Source organism: Mesorhizobium sp. M1182 (assembly GCF_040318335.1).
Classification (GTDB): domain Bacteria; phylum Pseudomonadota; class Alphaproteobacteria; order Rhizobiales; family Rhizobiaceae; genus Mesorhizobium.
Window position 1 is genome coordinate 226,570 of the sequence record NZ_JAMYMD010000001.1, and the last position, 15,787, is coordinate 242,356.

Consider the following 15,787-nt stretch of genomic DNA (forward strand, 5'->3'; position numbering starts at 1 on the left):
TCAACCCCCGAGGCTTGCTTCGGTATCTGAAATCTTGTTGCGGCGGCCGTCGGCCGGCACCGATGATGCGACCGGCTTGGTCTTGTCGACCGGGAACATCGTGTAGGACAGGGTAATCGTCGTCAGATCCTTCAATTCCGGCGCGTTGACGATGTCGGGATCGACATAGAAGACGACCGGCATGTCCAGTGTCTCGCCCGGCTTCAGCGTCGTGTCGGTGAAGCAGAAACACTCGACCTTGTTGAAGTAAGGTCCGGCCAGTTCCGGCTGCACGTTGAAGGTGGCGCGTCCAGTGATGGGACGGTTGAATTTGTTGGTCGCGCTGAAATGCGCCTCGGCGGTTTCGCCGATCTTGATGGTGATCGAGCGGGCGACCGGCTGGAATTGCCAGGGAACGCCGGCGGTGTTGGCGTCGAAGCGGATGGTGATGTCGCGATCGAGCACCCGATCGGCATATTGCTGGGTCGCCCGTTTGACGGTGCCGCCGTAGCCTGTCGCCTGGCAGAACATCGCGTAGAGCGGCACCGCGGCGTAGGCCATGCCGATCATGCCGCCGAAGAACGCGATGCAGACGCCGGCGACGACACGGTTCGTATTCTTCTTCTTAGGATCGGTGACTGTTTGCCTGGTCATTGTGAGCTCACATCGAGCCGGGGAAACTGTGACCAAATTTCACGATGGTCGCGACGTAGAATATGACGACCAGCGCCGCCAGCGCGAAACCGATTGCGGCCGAGCGATTGCGGCGGGCCTTCTGCTGACGTTCGGTCAACGTGACCAGTTCAAGCTTCTTTTCGGCCATGCTCATGCTCCACCAATGGTCAGCGCGCGCGCGACGACACAATCGCCAAGGTAGGCGGCGAAGATGGCGAAGAGATAGAGCAGCGAATAGCCGAACAAGGCCTTGGCCGGCTTCATCGCCCGGTCGTCATCGGCCATTTGCAGCACCCTCCACGCATACCAGACGAAGCCGGCGCCGAGCAGCAATGCAACGATGCCATAGACCGGCGTGGTGAACCCGAGAACCCAGGGCAGCACGCCAACCGGCGCGAGGACCAGCGCATAGGCAAAGATCTGGCGTCTGGTCGAGGCCTGGCCGGCGACATTCGGCATCATCGGAATGCCTGCCTTGGCGTAGTCCTCCGACTTGAACAGCGCGAGCGCCCAGAAATGTGGCGGCGTCCACAGGAAGATGACCAGGAACAGCACCAAGCTTTCGAGGCTGACCGATCCGGTTACCGCCGCCCAGCCTATGACCGGCGGAATGGCACCGGCAGCCCCGCCGATGACGATGTTCTGCGGCGTCCAGCGCTTCAGCCACATCGTATAGATGACGGCATAGAAAAAGATGGTGAAGGCCAGAAGCGATGCTGCCAACCAGTTGACCAGCACGCCGAGCGTCATCACCGACAGAACCGACAGCACCAGCCCGAAACTCAATGCCTCGCCTGGCCGGATACGGCCGGCCGGCACGGGACGGCCGGCGGTGCGCGTCATCACCGCATCGATGTCTGCGTCATACCACATGTTGAGCGCACCGGAGGCGCCGGCGCCGATGGCAATAGCTAGGATCGCGATCACCGCCAGCAGCGGATTGATGGTCACCGGAGCGGCGACCATGCCGACAAACGCAGTGAACACCACCAGCGACATGACGCGCGGCTTCAGCAGGGCGAAGAAATCGCCCGCCGTCGCTTCCGACATGCGGAAGCCCGGCTCGTCAATCAGTCTGTCTTCGGCAAGGGCCATGCGTACTTAAAGTCCATCATTCCGTTGGCCAAAACCGCCGGTCGGCCGGCGGCTCCGTATTAAAGGAGGCAACCGCCTACTTGATCTTCGGCAACTGTTCCCACTGGTGGAACGGCGGCGGCGAAGGCAGCTGCCATTCCAGCGTGGTCGCACCCTCGCCCCAAGGATTGGCGCCGGCGACCCGCTTCTTCTGGAACGCCTCGAAGACGCCGAACAGGAAGATGACGACGCCGATAGCCGAGATGTACGAGCCGTAGGACGACACCATGTTCCAGCCGGCGAAGGCATCCGGATAGTCGATATAGCGACGCGGCATACCGGAAAGGCCGAGGAAGTGCTGCGGGAAAAAGACCAGGTTGACGCCGACAAAAGTGACCCAGAAGTGGGTGTTCGCGATCACCGGCGAATACATGTAGCCGGTCATTTTCGGGAACCAGTAGTACCAGCCGGCGAAGATCGCGAAGACCGCGCCCAGCGACAGCACGTAGTGGAAGTGCGCGACCACGAAATAGGTGTCGTGCAGCGGGCGGTCGAGGCCGGCATTGGCCAGCTGCACGCCGGTGACGCCGCCAACAGTGAACAGGAAGATGAAGCCGATCGCCCACAGCATCGGGGTCTTGAGCGAAATCGACCCGCCCCACATAGTGGCGATCCACGAGAAGATCTTCACACCCGTCGGCACCGCGATGACCATGGTGGCGAAGACGAAATAGCGCTGGGTGTCGAGCGATAGGCCCGTCGTGTACATGTGGTGGGCCCAGACGATGAAGCCCACCGCGCCGATGGCTACCATCGCATAGGCCATGCCGAGATAGCCGAACACCGGCTTCCTCGAAAAGGTCGAGATGATATGGCTGATGATACCGAAACCCGGCAGGATCAGAATGTAGACCTCCGGATGGCCGAAGAACCAGAACAGGTGCTGGAACAGGATCGGATCGCCGCCACCGTCCGGGGCGAAGAAGGTGGTGCCGAAATTGCGGTCGGTCAACAGCATGGTGATGCCGCCGGCCAGCACCGGAAGCGACAGAAGCAGCAGGAAGGCGGTAATCAGCACAGACCAGGCGAAAAGCGGCATCTTGTGCATGGTCATGCCGGGCGCGCGCATGTTGAAGATGGTGGTGATGAAGTTGATGGCGCCAAGAATCGAGGAGGCGCCGGCGATGTGGATTGACAGGATCGCCAGGTCCATGGCCGGTCCGGGCTGGCCCGATGTCGACAATGGCGGATAAAGCGTCCAGCCGCCGCCGACGCCGTAGGCGCCGGGCGCACTCGGGACGAAGGCCGAGAAAATCAGCAGGATGAAAGCCGGCGGCAGCAGCCAGAACGAGACGTTGTTCATGCGCGGGAAGGCCATATCCGGCGCGCCGATCATGATCGGCACCATCCAGTTGGCAAAGCCGCCGATCAGCGCCGGCATCACCATGAAGAAGATCATGATCAGCGCATGCGCGGTGGTGAAAGCATTGTACATGCTCTTGCCCCCGTCGATGGCGGCGTCGCCATTCATGCCGTAGACCATCTGCGCCAGGCCAGTGAATATCTGGATGCCCGGCTCCTGCAATTCCATGCGCATGACGACCGACAAGGCGCCACCGATGCAGCCCGCCATGATCGCGAAGATCAGATAAAGCGTACCGATGTCCTTGTGGTTGGTCGAATACACCCACCGGACCCAGCCATGATACGGCTTGTGGTCGTGGTCGTCGTGAGCTGCAGCGTGCGCCATGGTCGGCTCCGTTCCCTGAATCTTTTCTGGTCGCGGCATCAATTGCCGGCGGCCGCTACCTTGTTCGTGCCATCGACCTCGGCCATCAGCGCCTTGTTGGCGCCGGGAAGGTCGGTTTTGGCTGCCGCCAGCCAGGTCTTGTATTGTGCATCGGAGACGACGCGAATGGCGATCGGCATGAAGGCGTGGTCCTTACCGCAGAGTTCCGAGCACTGGCCGTAATAGAGGCCTTCCTTGTCGGCCTTGAACCAGACCTCGTTGATGCGGCCCGGCACCGCGTCGGTCTTGATGCCGAAGGACGGCATGGCAAAGGCGTGAATGACGTCGGTCGCCGTCACCAGCACGCGGGTCATGGTGCTGACCGGCACCACCATCTCATTGTCGACGGCGAGCAGGCGCGGATACGCGGCGCGATCTTCCTTGCCGGCAGCAGCCCTGTCAGCATCCTGAAGGATCGCGGAATTAAAGGAAAGCGTGTTGTCGACCTGGTATTCGTAGTCCCAGTTCCACTGATTGCCGGTCGCCTTGACGGTCAGCTTGGCTTCTTCCGGCGGCGTGTATTGCGCGGTCAGCAGCTGGAACGAGGGAATGGCGAGACAGAGCAGGATGACGACGGGACCGACAGTCCAGATGACCTCGATCAGCGTGTTGTGGCTGGTGCGCGACGGCGTCGGGTTGACGCTCGCCCGGAACCGCAAAATGCAGTAGGCAATCAGGAAAAGCACCAAGGCGGTGATCACAATGATGAACGCGAACGAGTAGTTCCCGAACCACTCGATCTGCCGCATAATGTCGGTCGCCGGAGGCTGAAAACTGGTTTCCCAAGGTTGGGGCTGGGCTGCATGAGCGGATGCAGCGGCAAACAACGCGGCGGCGGCACTAGCTACGATTTTGGCGGTTGCCAGGAATTTTTTCATCGCCCTCGTCATCTCCCAGTTCCTCGCGATCGGACCGCAAGAATGTCGAACAATGGCCGGGACGGGAATCCCGGACAATTCAAGGCTGGTTCAAACCATACTCTATTTGCCTCCGCAAGAAAGGAGCGCCGGAACCCGTGCGGCATTTTTGCGCGCAAGTGCGGCGCTGGCTTCGTGCGGTGACGGCTCGCCGCGAATCACCAGAGCGGCATCCGGGTAGAATGAGCCGCGCGGCGTGCGGAGCCGTCGCAATTAGGGCGAAATTGGCACTGAAAAGCGCATTGTCGCCTGTGTCGGGGCAGATCGCCGGGGTCTCGTCCTTTACTTGGGTTTAGTGCGGCTTAAAGTGCCGTGATTCGCAATGGAGCCGTCATGAACCCTTGGCTTTCGAGAACCTTGGCGAAGGTCATCTTTGTTGCCGCCGCAATAGGCTTGTCCGGTGCCGGCCTGGCCAATGCCGCGCAGCCAAGCGGCACGGTGAAGTCAACGCATGGGGCGTGGTCGATCATCTGCGATACGCCCGCCGGTGCTACATCCGAACAATGCGTGATGATGCAGAACGTCGTCGCCGAGGACCGTCCGGAAATGGGTCTTTCCGTCGTCGTGCTGCGCACAGCCGACAACAAGGCCGAAATCCTGCGTGTGCTGGCGCCGCTCGGCGTGCTGTTGCCCAACGGCCTCGGCCTCAATGTCGACGGCAAGGATATCGGCCGCGCCTATTTCGTGCGCTGTTTCCAGGACGGCTGCTATGCCGAGGTCATCCTGGAAAAGCCGCTGCTCGACACGCTGAAGACCGGTACGTCCGCCACCTTCATCGTCTTCCAGACGCCGGAAGAGGGCATCGGCATTCCCGTCGACCTCAAGGGTTTCGCCGACGGCTTCGCCGCCCTGCCTTGAGACTGGGTCTTGTAGCACGATCCAGTGATGTTGACCGGCCGGGTCACGGCAAATCTCATTTCAGATTGTCTGTGCGGGCCTTCGCGCCTACATCGTGGGAAACAATCCTCCTGCGAATGGACCTGCCATGAACAGCCTGATCGGCCAATTTGACATTTCCGACGATCGCATCAAGCAAATCGTTGCCGAGACTATTAACGGCGCCGACGACGGCGAACTGTTTCTCGAATATAGCGAAAGCGAATCGCTGATGTTCGACAATGGCAAGCTGAAGACCGCGAATTTCAACACCGACCAGGGTTTCGGCCTGCGTGCCGTCGCCGGCGAAGCCAGCGGCTACGCCCATTCCAGCGATCTCTCCGAAGCCTCGCTGCTGCGCGCCGCCGATGCCGTTTCGACGGTGAAGAGCGGCTATTCCGGTACGCTTGCCGCAGCGCCTGCCCGCACCAACCGCCATCTCTACGGCGACGGAAACCCTATCCCCTCGCCTTCCTTCGAGGCCAAGGCCAAGCTGCTTCAGGAAATCGATGCATGGCTGCGGGCCGAGGATCCGCGCGTCAGGCAGGTGACGGCATCGCTCGCCGCCTCCTGGCAGCATGTCGAGATCGTGCGCGCCGACGGCCAGATGGTGCGCGACATCCGTCCGCTGGTCAGGATCAACGTGTCGGTGGTGGTCGGCGACGGCGACCGCCAGGAGAGCGGCTCCTACGGCATGGGAGGCCGCAAGGATTTTGGTGAATTCCTGATCGAGGACAGCTGGCGGCACGCGGCCAAGGAGGCATTGCGGCAAGCGCTGGTCAATCTCGAAGCGGTTCCAGCACCTGCCGGCACTTTCGACATCGTGCTGTCGAGCGGCTGGCCGGGCGTCATGTTGCACGAGGCCGTCGGCCACGGGCTGGAGGGCGATTTCAACCGCAAGAAGACGTCGGCCTTTGCCGGCCTGCTTGGCCAGCAGGTGGCGGCGAAAGGCGTCACCGTCGTTGACGACGGCACCCTGCCCGAGCGGCGTGGCTCGCTTACCGTCGACGATGAGGGCACGCCATCGGCCCATAACGTGCTGATCGACGATGGCAAGCTGGTCGGCTACATGCAGGACCGCCAGAACGCCCGGCTGATGGGCATGAAAGCCACCGGCAACGGGCGACGCCAAGGTTACGCGCACGAGCCTATGCCGCGCATGACCAACACCTACATGACAGCGGGCGACATGGAGCCGGACGAGATCATCGCCTCGGTCAAGAACGGCATCTATGCCGTGTCGTTCGGTGGCGGCCAGGTTGACATCACTTCGGGCAAGTTCGTGTTCGGCTGCACCGAAGCCTACATGATCGAGAACGGCAAGGTGACGCAACCGATCAAGGGCGCCATGCTGATCGGCAACGGGCCGGATGCCATGCATCGTGTGGCGATGATCGGCAACGACATGAAGCTCGACACCGGCATCGGCATGTGTGGCAAGGCCGGACAGGGCGTGCCGGTCGGCGTCGGCCAGCCGCATCTCAGGATGAACCAGATGACAGTCGGCGGCACCAGGGTTTGATGGAGTTGACGCCGAATTATCGCCGCTCCGGAACAACCAATCCCCGTCGCCCACTGCCTTGTCATCGCTTTAAGTAGGAGTAGCTTGCGCCTTGAATTTGCGGAGAGCTTCGACTATCTTACATTCGTCTTACACCTAAGGACGTGCGCAGATGGCTGCCGCAAAGAAGCTCGTAACTACGGTCTCGACCAAGGGACAGGTCATCCTGCCCAGCGCGATCCGGAAACGGAGGGAATGGCATGCCGGCACACGCCTTCTGGTCGAGGATACCCCGGAGGGCGTGCTACTGAAGCCTGCGCCAGTCTTCGCCGAGACACGGCCAGAGGACGTGTTTGGATCGCTGCGCTATAGTGGCAGGCCGAAGACGTTGGAGGAAATGGACGCGGGCGTGCTCGCCGAAGCGCGGCGGCGCCATGCTCGCAATTGATACCAACCTGATCGTCCGCTACCTGACGGGCGATCACCCGTCGCAGTCTTCCCGCGCCCGGGCGCTGATCGATAGCCAGCCGGTCTTTGTCGCCGTCACGGTGATGCTGGAAGTCGAATGGGTGTTGCGCAGCGCCTACGGTTTTGCGCCGCTTGAAATCGCCCGTACGCTACGGGTGTTTAGCGGGCTTCCCACGGTAGAGGTGGAAGACGGGGCGGTCGTGTCGTCCGCGCTCGACCTCTCGGAACAGGGGTTGGATTTCGCTGATGCGCTGCATCTGGGCAAGTCCGCTCACTGCGCTGGCTTCGCGACTTTTGACCGCAAGTTCGTCAGGGCCGCGAAGGCGGCCGGATACGAACGCGTGCAAGAAGCATAGCAGCTCACAGCGGCCCAGCGCGGCACAAAAGCGCGCCACAGGGTCAGCCTGGTTTCAGGCATAGATGCCGGAGCGGACTGCCTCCAGATAGGCAAGCACCTTGTCCGTCTTGCCTTCGCGAACCAGATCGTAGGCGGTCTTTCCGGCCCAACCGGGGATCGGCTGATGCTTGAACCAGATCGCCGCACGATGTTCATCACCGGCCATCTCGCCGGCCATCGCCAGGATACGGACGATGGGACTCAATGCGGCGTCGACCTTGCGCGCACCGGACTCGGCGGCAAGCGTGTTGCGCGCGAGACCGGTCAGCCCCGCCAGTTCTGTCGTATTGACCCCTAGCAGTTCAGCGACCCGCCTTGGCGAGAGAAACGGCGCCCGCTCCTCGCCGAAGCACGATGGCGAAATTTCGAAGGCTGCGGTGCTCATGGCAATTCCCTAGCACGGTCTGAACGACGTGCGCTAAAAATGTGCTTTTTTGGTGCGCGTTTCAGGCCCTGGCTGCTAGCGTCTTCGTCTCGGCTTCTCCAACAGCGCCACGGCCTCGACATGCGGCGACCACAGGAACTGGTCGATCGGCGTCACGCTCTTCAGGGTATAGCCGCCGTCCATGAGGATGCGTAGGTCCCGCGCCAGCGTTACCGGATTGCAAGACACCGCAGCGACGAGCGGCACGTAGGAGCGCGCGATCTGCTTCGACTGGTCCTCGGCGCCGGCGCGAGGCGGGTCGAAGACAACGCCGTCAAAGGCATTCAACTCCTTGAATGTGAGCGGCCTCCGGAACAGGTCGCGACGTTCGCCGGTCACCCGCTTCAGGCCGCTGGCGAAACGGAATGCCCGGTCGAGCGCCGCGAGTGCTGCCGCATCGCCTTCCACCGCATGAACCTCCGATCTTGCGGCCAGGCGCAGCGCGAAGCTGCCGCAGCCGGCGAACAGATCGGCGACCTTTTTGGCGCGCGCGAAATGCTGGCCGACAATGTTGGCCATCGCCTGTTCGGCAGCCTCGGTCGCCTGCAGGAAAGCGCCCGGAGGCACTGCGACGGCGACGCCACCAAACAGGTCGACCGGTTTGTTTGGTTCGATAATGATCTCGCCGTCGACCGACAGCCTGGCCAGCCCCTCGGCGATGACGAAGTTGGAAGCGACGCGGCGCTGGTTCTCGCCGAGCTTGCCGGAATCGTGAACCGCGACATCGAGGCCGGAGCCGGTCACCGTCACCGCCATGTGGAACGATTTGGTCGTGGTGCAGATCAGTCCGGCAAGCATCCTCAAACGGTCGAGCGCAGCGACGATCTGCGGCGCCGAGATCGGGCATTCCTCGATCGAGATGATCTCGGATGACAGCGCGCGAACGAAGCCGAACTGCATTCCCGCCTCGCTCCGCCGGGCGGTGAAGACGACGCGGCGGCGCGTGTGCGGCGCGCACGGCACCAGCGCCCCGACATCGCAAGCGATGCCCTTGCTCTTCAGCGCATGCACGACCTTTTCGCGCTTCCACCGGTGATAGGCTTCAGTCTCGAGATGCTGGACGGCGCAGCCGCCGCATGCGCCGAAATGCCGGCACGGCGGATCGACCCGCAACGGCGAAGCCTCAACGACCGACATCAAGGTGGCGCGATCTTTCTCCCGCGCGGCGGTGACGACCTCTCCCGGCAGCGCGAACGGAATGAAAATCTCGCCGGTTTCCGTCTCGGCGATGCCGTCGCCCTGCGAGCCCAACCTTGCGATCGTGAAACGGGTGCTCATCGCTTCTGGGTCTCGACGTCCTTGATGCCGCCGAGCAGGAACTCGCGGTTGCCGTCGCCGCCCTCTATCGGTGACAGATGAAGCCCCAGCGAGCGCCAGCCGGGAATGGCATCGAGCCAGTCCTGCATCAGGCCGGCAATGCGCGCCGCATCATAGGGGTCCTTAAGCAGGCCGCCCTTGCCGATCGCCTCGCGGCCGGCCTCGAATTGCGGCTTGACCAGAAACACAGCTTTTGCGCCATTCCTGGCCAAGGCAAGCGCCGGCGGCAGCGCCAGTTTCAGCGATATGAAGCTGACATCCGAGACGATGAAATCCGGCACACGGCCGCCGAGATCGGCGGCCGATAGTTGGCGCGCATTCAGGCCTTCAATTACCGTCACGCGCGGATCGCCGGCAATGTCGGAGTGCATCTGGCCGTGCCCGACATCGATCGCGGTGACATGCGCCGCGCCGCGTTCGAGCAGCACCTGCGTAAAGCCCCCGGTCGAGGCGCCGACATCGAGCGCTTCGCTGCCGGTGGGGTCGAGGGCGAAATGCTCGAGACCAGCCTTCAGCTTCAGTGCGGCGCGCGACACGTAACCCTGCGCCGGATCGTCAACGACAATGTTGCACTCAGGCAGAACGGCCTGGCCCGGCTTGAGGGCGACGATGCCATCGACCGTCACGGTGCCGCGCTCGACCGCGTCGCGGGCACGCGAGCGGCTGGCAAACAGACCGCGCTGGACGAGCAATTCGTCGAGCCGCTGGCGTATGCTGGCTGGCGGAAGGGAAGTCATCGGCCTTCATGGCGAATGCCAACGATGATGGCAAGGATATTGGCGATGAGACAATGCATAGTTGGCAACGGGTGAACGCATCAAGCCACTCCGCTGTTTGTCGAACCTCGCACGAGATCCGACGCAATGCTAAGAAAGAGATGCCGTTTAGCCGTCGAAACGTGGAGGAGGAAACATGCTGACGGGAACCTGCCACTGCGGCGCAGCCCACTGGACCCCGGAGGGCGATCCCGGTTCGATCACTGCCTGCAATTGCACACTTTGCCGTCGCTACGGCACGCTCTGGGCTTATGACCATGTCGACGAACGCATCCGCCTTGCCGGGCCCGTAAGCGCCTATCGGCGCGTCGGAAAGGCTCATCCTTCGCTTGAGATTCTCTTCTGCCCAACCTGCGCTTGCGTCCTGGCCTGGCGCGGTTTGCATCCCGATGCGGCTGGGCGCTACCGCATCGCCGTCAATGTGAGGCTTGCGCCGCCCGAGGCCGTCGCCGATCTCCCGATCGACCATTTCGATGGTCTCGATGCATTCGAGGATTTGCCGAGAGATGGTCGCTGTGTGCGGGATATGTGGTTCTAGTTTCTAGAGTCTCTTCGGGATCATGCTTTAGAATATGGTCCGCGAAACCCGCCGTTCGACGGCCGGCGTCAGACCGTCGCTGCTGTCGCCGAACACCTGCGGGCGCGGCCGGTCAACGGAAATTGACGCCTTCGGTGAGGTATCTGGCATGACGACAAATTGCGGCGCCTGCTTGTAGGAAAAGCCGCCACGGATCTCGCCGATCTTGCCGGCGACGATGCCCATCACCGCCTCTTCGAGTTTGCGGTCGTAGCGCGTTTCGGCCCCGGCCGACGCGGCGAAGATGGCCGCAAGCGCGATGCCGCCCAAAAGCGATCTCATTGGTCTTCTTTCCCCTGCCTGGTTGCCTTCTAGCAGGGCAGCGTTGAAGAACGGCCAAAGGACACGGTAAGCAAATCGCCAAACGGCAGCGTAAACAGCAGGTTACGACTGTTCGCCGGCAATTTGATTCAGGCAGTTGAGATATTGATTCAGGCTAGCATCTTGCAGCCAAGTTGAATCGCTTCGGCGTCGCCGGAAATGCGTCTAAAAACTAGGCGCGCTGGGCCTGCGCGGTATGCCCCAGCGCCACGAACACGGTGCGCACGATGCCGGCGCTGTCCAGCCCGGCATCGGCATACATCTTTTCCGGCTTGGCATGGTCGACAAATGTGTCGGGCAGCACCAGCGGGCGCACCTTCAAGCCGCTCTCCAGCAGCCCTTCATGGGCCAGGAACTGCAGCACATGGCTGGCGAAGCCGCCGACCGCGCCCTCTTCCACCGTCACCAGCACCTCGTGTGAACGGGCCAGCCGCCGGATCAGGTCCTCGTCGAGCGGCTTGGCAAAACGGGCATCGGCGACCGTGGTCGAAAGCCCGGCCGCGCCAAGCTCCTCGGCCGCGGCCAGGCAATCCTGCAGCCTGGTGCCGAAGGAAAGCAGCGCAACCTTGGTGCCCTCCCTGACGATCCGGCCCTTGCCGATCTCCAATACCGAGCCGCGTTGCGGCATCTCGACACCAACGCCGTTGCCGCGCGGGTAGCGGAAGGCGATCGGGCCGTCATCGTAGCTTGCAGCGGTGCGTACCATATGGCGCAGCTCGGCCTCATCGGCCGCGGCCATGACGACGAAACCGGGCAGCGTCGCCAGGAAGGTCGTGTCGAAGGCGCCGCAATGGGTGGCACCATCGGCGCCGACGAAGCCGGCGCGATCGATCGGAAAGCGCACCGGCAATTTCTGGATCGCCACGTCGTGGACGACCTGGTCGTAGGCGCGCTGCAGAAAGGTCGAGTAGATCGCCGCGAAAGGCTTGAAGCCTTCCGTGGCAAGACCGGCGGCGAAGGTCACCGCATGTTGCTCGGCGATGCCGACATCGAAGGTCCTCGCCGGAAACGCTTCGCCGAACAGGTCAAGCCCGGTGCCGTTCGGCATGGCGGCGGTGATGGCGACGATGCGGTCGTCCTCTCGGGCCTCCTGGATCAGGCTTTCGGCAAACACCTTGGTGTAGCTCGGCGCATTGGCGGGCGCCTTGGTCTGGGCGCCGGTGATGACGTCGAATTTGTTGACGCCATGATATTTGTCGGCCGCTGCCTCGGCCGGGGCGTAGCCCTTGCCTTTCTGGGTCACGACGTGGATCAGCACCGGGCCGTCGGCATTGTCGCGGACGTTCTTCAGCACCGGGATCAGGTGCTCGAGGTTGTGACCGTCGATCGGGCCGATGTGGTAGAACCCCATTTCCTCGAACAACGTGCCGCCGGTGACGTAACCGCGCGCATGCTCGACCGCTCGCTTGATGGCGCGATCGGCGCGCTCGCCGAGATACGACGTCAGCTTCTTGCCGAAATCGCGCAAGCCCAGATAGGTCTTGCCCGACGCCAGACGGGCCAGATAGGCGCTCATTGCGCCGGTCGGCGGAGCGATCGACATATCGTTGTCGTTCAAGATGACGATCAGCCGGGCATCGAGTGCGCCGGCATTGTTCATCGCCTCATAGGCCATGCCGGCCGACATGGCGCCGTCGCCGATGACGGCAATGACATTGTTGCGGCCATCGGACAGATCGCGCGCCATCGCCATGCCGAGGCCGGCTGAAATCGAGGTCGAGGAGTGGGCTGCGCCGAACGGATCGTATTCGCTCTCGACGCGACGGGTGAAGCCGGACAGGCCGCCCTCCTGGCGCAGCGTGCGGATGCGGTCGCGGCGGCCGGTCAGGATCTTGTGCGGATAGGCCTGGTGGCCGACGTCCCAGATCAGCCGGTCGTCCGGCGTGTTGAAGACGTAGTGCAGCGCGACGGTCAACTCGACCACGCCAAGGCCGGCGCCGAGATGGCCGCCGGTGTGGGAAACGACGTCGATCAGTTCGGCGCGAAGCTCTGACGCAAGCTGCGGCAGGTCGCCTTCGGCAAGCGTGCGCAAATCGGCTGGGACGCGGACCTTGTCGAGAAGCGGCGTATCGGGCTTTGCGTTCACTGTTTGCGAGCCTGGTCAGATTTTCTGTTCATCGTGAAATATGCCGCTGGCCGGCGAATGTAAATGTGGCGGTAACGCGCATCAGCTTTCGGGCAGCGGGATGAACTCTTGCTCGTCTCCAGGAACGATATCGAAGCGGCCTGTCTTCCATTCTTCTTTCGCCTGCTCGATGCGTTCCTTTGAGGACGATACGAAATTCCACCAGATATAGCGTTTCGAACCGAGCGAGGCGCCGCCAAACAGCATGAAATGGGCGCCGCGTTCCGATGAGACAACGATTTCGTCGCCGGGCCGGAAGACCAGCAGCCGCTCGGCCGGAAAGCGGTCACCGGATATCGAAACCTCGCCTTCCAGCGTATAGATGGCGCGCTCCTCGGCATCGGCCGGGATTTTCACGCTGGCACCCGGCGCCAGCCTGAGATCGGCATAAAGCGTGTCCGAAGCGGTGGCGACCGGGGAGCGCAGTCCGGAAAACGCACCGATGATCACACGGCCGCTGACCCCCTCGGCCTCGACTTCGGGCAGGCGCAGGGCTGCGGTGTTCTCGAAGACCGGCGCGACCTCCTCCTTGCCGTCCGGCAGCGCCAGCCATGTCTGCAGGCCGGAAACCGACATCGGCGCGCCGCGCAGTTCTTCCGGCGTGCGCTCCGAATGGACGATGCCACGGCCGGCGGTCATCAAATTCACGTCCCCGGGCTGGATTACCATCTCGGTGCCGAGCGAATCGCGGTGCCTGATCTTGCCGTCGAACAGGTAAGTCACCGTAGACAGGCCGATATGTGGGTGCGGACGCACGTCGAGCGCCTGGCCCGCTCGCAGAACGGCTGGACCCATGCGGTCGAAGAAGATGAAGGGTCCGACCAGCCGGCGCCTGGCCGTCGGCAGGGCGCGGCGAACCTGAAATCCGCCAATATCCTTGGCATTCGGAATGACCATCAGCTCGATCTGATCGCTGGCGAAGGCATCGCCCATCTGCGGATCGTTTCCGGGAAAGAAGCTCACGCGGTCCCCTCAGGCGAAGCGAAGTGCGGATTTGGCCTTCGCCTTGGCCGCCACCTCTTCGCGATTGCGCGGATGCTGCGTCGTCTCGAGGCTGTCGAGCAATTCGCGCGCCGAGGCGGCAATGGCCTCGACGGCATGGTCGAACGCATGCTGGTTCTGTTTCGACGGCCGCGTCGTTCCGCTCAGCTTGCGGACAAACTGAAGTGCGGCATCGCGGACCTCGTCATTGGTTGCCGGCGGATCGAAATTGAACAGGGTCTTGATGTTTCTGCACATCCTTCGCAATCTCCTCTCGTCCTGGAGCCGTTTCAAACGGGATGAGTTTTACCCTCAATCGTGAAGATGTCCAAAGCCGGTAAGCAAAATTGTCGTTCGACGCCGCGCCTCAATCCGCGTCCAACGGCTCTGTCCCCACCGGCTTGCCGTCACGCGACAGCCTGATTTTCTCGACCTTGTCCTCGGCCGCCTTCAGCAGCCGGTCGCAATGCGCCTTCAGCGCCTCGCCGCGCTCGTAGATGCGGATCGACTGGTCGAGCGGAACGTCGCCGCGCTCCAGATCGTCGACGATCCTCTCCAGCGCCTCGAGCGCCTGCTCGAAGCTCATCGCCTTGACGTCCTCGTTGGTCTCACCAGCCATCATCTATCCCTTCATCAGCCGCCCAACATGGGCGGCGACTGAAAATGCCAATCCCTGCAGATCGTAGCCGCCCTCGAGCACGCTGACGAGCCGGTTGCGGCTATGGCGCCCGGCTCGTTCGAGCAACTGGCCGGTCGCCCAGTCGAAATCATCCTCAGTCAGGTTGATCTCGGCCAGCGGATCGCGGTGGTGGGCATCGAAACCGGCGGAGATGATGATGAGATCGGGCGCAAAATTGTCGAGCGCCGGCAGGATGCGTGACAGAAAGGCGTCGCGAAAACTATCGCTGCCGCTCTGCGGCGCCAGCGGCGCGTTGACGATGTTGCCGGCGCCGGTTTCGCTCACAGCCCCGGTTCCCGGGTAAAGCGGCATCTGGTGTGTCGAGCAATAGAGCACCGATGGATCGTCCCAGAAAATGTCCTGCGTGCCGTTGCCGTGATGTACATCCCAGTCGACGACGGCGACACGGTCGGCGCCATGGTTCTTCTGCGCGTAGCGTGCCGCGATCGCGGCGGTGTTGAACAGGCAAAAACCCATGGAGGTGGTCTTTTCGGCATGATGGCCGGGCGGCCGTGCGGCGACGAAGACGTTTTCGGCACGGCCGGTGAAGACGTCGTCGACCGCGGCGTTGGCTGCGCCGATCGCGGTCACGGCCGCCTGCCAGCTCTTCGGGCTGGCGGTGGTGTCGGCATCGATACGGGCGATGCCGGTGTCCGGTATCGCTGCACGGACCCGTTTGACGAATTCGGGCGGATGTGCGTAGAGGATGGTTGCCTCGTTGCCTTCCGGCGCCTGGACGCGATCGAGCGCCGCGAACGCCTCGTCGTCAAGCACACGCTCTATGGCGCGCAAACGGTCCGGCCGCTCCGGATGACCGGGCGGTGTTATGTGCTCGAGGAAAATCGGGTGGGTATAAAGTCGCGTGACCATGCCCCGATATAGGCGCGCCTCGCCGCTTTGGCCATGTTTTC

Annotated in this window: 19 protein-coding genes; 5 read left to right on the forward strand and 14 right to left on the reverse strand. The window is 62.7% G+C overall.

Annotated elements, in window-relative coordinates:
- The 5 genes from NKH33_RS01010 to coxB form a co-directional block, all read right to left on the reverse strand.
- The gene (locus NKH33_RS01010; protein ID WP_352449884.1) at positions 1–633 is read right to left on the reverse strand and encodes a cytochrome c oxidase assembly protein; all 633 of its coding nucleotides are present in this window, start codon (positions 631–633) and stop codon (positions 1–3) included.
- A 7-nt stretch (positions 634–640) separates the two neighbouring features.
- Positions 641–808 (reverse strand): cytochrome c oxidase system small membrane protein, encoded by a 168-nt coding sequence (locus NKH33_RS01015; RefSeq protein WP_023674135.1) that lies wholly within the window; start codon positions 806–808, stop codon positions 641–643.
- Positions 805–1,749: a heme o synthase gene (locus NKH33_RS01020; RefSeq protein ID WP_352470654.1), complete on the reverse strand. Its 945-nt coding sequence runs from the start codon at positions 1,747–1,749 to the stop codon at positions 805–807. Before NKH33_RS01020 ends, NKH33_RS01015 begins: the two co-directional genes overlap by 4 nt.
- Before the next feature lie 76 nt (positions 1,750–1,825).
- A complete protein-coding gene (gene ctaD, locus NKH33_RS01025; RefSeq protein ID WP_352470655.1) occupies positions 1,826–3,478 on the reverse strand; it encodes a cytochrome c oxidase subunit I in 1,653 nt (550 codons plus the stop codon).
- Positions 3,479–3,516: 38 nt separating this feature from the next.
- Positions 3,517–4,395 carry a cytochrome c oxidase subunit II gene (gene coxB, locus NKH33_RS01030; protein WP_352470656.1) on the reverse strand — a complete coding sequence of 293 codons (879 nt, stop codon included), beginning with the start codon at positions 4,393–4,395 and terminating at the stop codon, positions 3,517–3,519.
- Between the two features lie 372 nt (positions 4,396–4,767).
- Between coxB and NKH33_RS01035 the strand changes: the two genes are divergently transcribed.
- The 4 genes from NKH33_RS01035 (at position 4,768) to NKH33_RS01050 (ending at position 7,635) form a co-directional block, all read left to right on the forward strand.
- Positions 4,768–5,292 carry an invasion associated locus B family protein gene (locus NKH33_RS01035; RefSeq protein ID WP_352449887.1) on the forward strand — a complete coding sequence of 175 codons (525 nt, stop codon included), beginning with the start codon at positions 4,768–4,770 and terminating at the stop codon, positions 5,290–5,292.
- Between the two features lie 127 nt (positions 5,293–5,419).
- A complete protein-coding gene (tldD, locus tag NKH33_RS01040; protein WP_352470657.1) occupies positions 5,420–6,832 on the forward strand; it encodes a metalloprotease TldD in 1,413 nt (470 codons plus the stop codon).
- Between the two features lie 151 nt (positions 6,833–6,983).
- The gene (locus tag NKH33_RS01045) at positions 6,984–7,259 is read left to right on the forward strand and encodes an AbrB/MazE/SpoVT family DNA-binding domain-containing protein (RefSeq protein ID WP_352449889.1); all 276 of its coding nucleotides are present in this window, start codon (positions 6,984–6,986) and stop codon (positions 7,257–7,259) included.
- Positions 7,246–7,635, forward strand: coding sequence for a type II toxin-antitoxin system VapC family toxin (locus NKH33_RS01050; protein ID WP_023674128.1), 390 nt, complete (start codon positions 7,246–7,248; stop codon positions 7,633–7,635). Before NKH33_RS01045 ends, NKH33_RS01050 begins: the two co-directional genes overlap by 14 nt.
- 54 nt (positions 7,636–7,689) lie before the next feature.
- On the opposite strand, the gene NKH33_RS01055 is transcribed toward NKH33_RS01050, so the two are convergent.
- The 3 genes from NKH33_RS01055 to NKH33_RS01065 form a co-directional block, all read right to left on the reverse strand.
- Positions 7,690–8,061 (reverse strand): antitoxin Xre/MbcA/ParS toxin-binding domain-containing protein, encoded by a 372-nt coding sequence (locus NKH33_RS01055; protein ID WP_352470658.1) that lies wholly within the window; start codon positions 8,059–8,061, stop codon positions 7,690–7,692.
- 75 nt (positions 8,062–8,136) lie between these two features.
- Complete coding sequence (locus NKH33_RS01060; RefSeq protein ID WP_352470659.1) at positions 8,137–9,378, reverse strand: class I SAM-dependent RNA methyltransferase; 1,242 nt, start codon at positions 9,376–9,378, stop codon at positions 8,137–8,139.
- Positions 9,375–10,154 carry a TlyA family RNA methyltransferase gene (locus NKH33_RS01065; protein WP_352470660.1) on the reverse strand — a complete coding sequence of 260 codons (780 nt, stop codon included), beginning with the start codon at positions 10,152–10,154 and terminating at the stop codon, positions 9,375–9,377. The genes NKH33_RS01060 and NKH33_RS01065 overlap by 4 nt, the downstream gene beginning before the upstream one ends.
- 175 nt (positions 10,155–10,329) lie before the next feature.
- Between NKH33_RS01065 and NKH33_RS01070 the strand changes: the two genes are divergently transcribed.
- The gene (locus NKH33_RS01070) at positions 10,330–10,731 is read left to right on the forward strand and encodes a GFA family protein (protein ID WP_352917984.1); all 402 of its coding nucleotides are present in this window, start codon (positions 10,330–10,332) and stop codon (positions 10,729–10,731) included.
- Positions 10,732–10,758: 27 nt separating this feature from the next.
- On the opposite strand, the gene NKH33_RS01075 is transcribed toward NKH33_RS01070, so the two are convergent.
- The 6 genes from NKH33_RS01075 to NKH33_RS01100 form a co-directional block, all read right to left on the reverse strand.
- Positions 10,759–11,052, reverse strand: coding sequence for a hypothetical protein (locus tag NKH33_RS01075; RefSeq protein ID WP_352449894.1), 294 nt, complete (start codon positions 11,050–11,052; stop codon positions 10,759–10,761).
- Between the two features lie 211 nt (positions 11,053–11,263).
- On the reverse strand, positions 11,264–13,177 hold the full coding sequence (gene dxs, locus NKH33_RS01080) for a 1-deoxy-D-xylulose-5-phosphate synthase (protein ID WP_352470661.1): 1,914 nt from the start codon (positions 13,175–13,177) through the stop codon (positions 11,264–11,266).
- A gap of 81 nt (positions 13,178–13,258) precedes the next feature.
- Positions 13,259–14,179, reverse strand: coding sequence for a pirin family protein (locus tag NKH33_RS01085; protein ID WP_352540104.1), 921 nt, complete (start codon positions 14,177–14,179; stop codon positions 13,259–13,261).
- Positions 14,180–14,188: 9 nt separating this feature from the next.
- Complete coding sequence (locus NKH33_RS01090; protein ID WP_023716908.1) at positions 14,189–14,455, reverse strand: DUF2277 domain-containing protein; 267 nt, start codon at positions 14,453–14,455, stop codon at positions 14,189–14,191.
- A gap of 109 nt (positions 14,456–14,564) precedes the next feature.
- Positions 14,565–14,816, reverse strand: coding sequence for an exodeoxyribonuclease VII small subunit (locus tag NKH33_RS01095; protein WP_031211056.1), 252 nt, complete (start codon positions 14,814–14,816; stop codon positions 14,565–14,567).
- A gap of 3 nt (positions 14,817–14,819) precedes the next feature.
- Positions 14,820–15,746, reverse strand: a complete 927-nt coding sequence (locus NKH33_RS01100) for a histone deacetylase family protein (protein ID WP_352470663.1) — start codon at positions 15,744–15,746, stop codon at positions 14,820–14,822.
- Positions 15,747–15,787: the final 41 nt, after the last annotated feature.